General features: G+C 28.5%; 2 protein-coding genes. Both read left to right on the forward strand.

Annotation, left to right across the window (positions count from 1 at the left end; translation table 11 throughout):
- Window positions 1-187: hypothetical protein (locus CD122_RS12200; RefSeq protein ID WP_206167773.1), on the forward strand; the 187-nt coding region annotated here is incomplete at its 5' end.
- Window positions 180-1451: glycosyltransferase family 2 protein (locus tag CD122_RS11570; protein ID WP_206167774.1), on the forward strand; the 1272-nt coding region annotated here is incomplete at its 3' end. The genes CD122_RS12200 and CD122_RS11570, both read left to right, overlap by 8 nt.

Genomic DNA, 1451 nt, shown 5'->3' on the forward strand with positions numbered 1-1451 from the left:
GCCTATTAATGATTTTAGCAAAAATTTTTATAAAATTAAATTACCATTGATTTCTTTATTTATCAGAAGTAAAATTATAATTATTAAAAATGATACCAAGTATAAAATTGATAATCCTTCAATTTTAAGTAGGATTATAAAAAATGTAAAAAAACAGAGTATATACCGGAGGAAGCAAATTGGATAATAAAAATAAAGTTTCAGTTATAATACCTGTATTTAATGCCGAAGAGTATATTGTTGAGACACTAAAATCCGTCGAAAATCAAACATTCAATGATAATATTGAAGTACTTTTAATCAATGATGGCTCAGAAGATCGTTCAGTTCAGGTAATTAATGAATTTATTGAAAGTAGTACAAAGAAGAATATTCATTATAAGCTTTATGACGATGGTGAAAATAAAGGTCAAGGAGCTCGAAGAAATCAAGGGATTGACATGGCTACAGGCGAATCAATCTTATTTTTAGATTCGGATGATCTTATTGAAGAACAGACATTAGAAATGGCATACCACAGATTGAACGGTTCAAAAGAAAACGATTTCGTGATTTTTGAATGGGCTTATTATTATCCAGAAACCGGTGAAACTAAGTATGTCAATAAAGAAAGGTATAATCTTAAGTTAGCATTATATCGCAATACAGTAGAAATGTTATTGGCTTGTTCAACATACTTTAGCGTGAATAAATTATACAAAAGATCTTTCTTACAAAAACATCATATTCGTTATGGTGAAGGATACATTTACGAAGACTTTGAATTCTATGTAGCATGTGCATTAAAAGCGTATCGCGTCCCAGTAATTTCTAATATACTGTACAAAGTGAGAGTTCATGACAATTCAACTACTAAAACAGATTATTCAGGTACAAAGCATAGAGATTCATTTTTAATGGCAATTGAAAATACAGCAGCAAAATTATTGGAGGGTTATAGAGATCCCTATACACCATATCAAGTAAATAAATACTTCATTTATAGAGCATTAATGTATGCAGAAAAAAGATTGCCAAATGACTCAAAAATGAGAAATGATTTTATTAAATCATCAATGCAAATTATCAATGCATATAGCCCAGATATAAAGGTACCGAGAGGTGTACTACCATTATATAATTATGCGTTTTCAAAAGGTGTCGTCAAAAACCTAGAAGTTGCTAAAATGAAAAAATTATTTAGACTTCACAGGCAAAATAAAATTAATTTTTATTTTGCTCGTGAAGTAGAAAAGAATAACAGAAAAATTAAGATTAAAAACAAGTTAAACAACAATTATTATTTAAAGCCGTTGATTTACAATTTAAGGCGCAAAGTTCATGAAAGAAGAAATGCAAAAAAAGCTAGAGAAATCAGAAATTACCTGGATTTACAAATTGTAGAAGGTACAATAATTATGATGGGATTTGATTATCAATATCGTGGTAATTCAAAGTATTTGTTTGATTAT

Source organism: Staphylococcus rostri, from assembly GCF_002902145.1.
GTDB classification, from domain to species: Bacteria; Bacillota; Bacilli; order Staphylococcales; family Staphylococcaceae; genus Staphylococcus; species Staphylococcus rostri.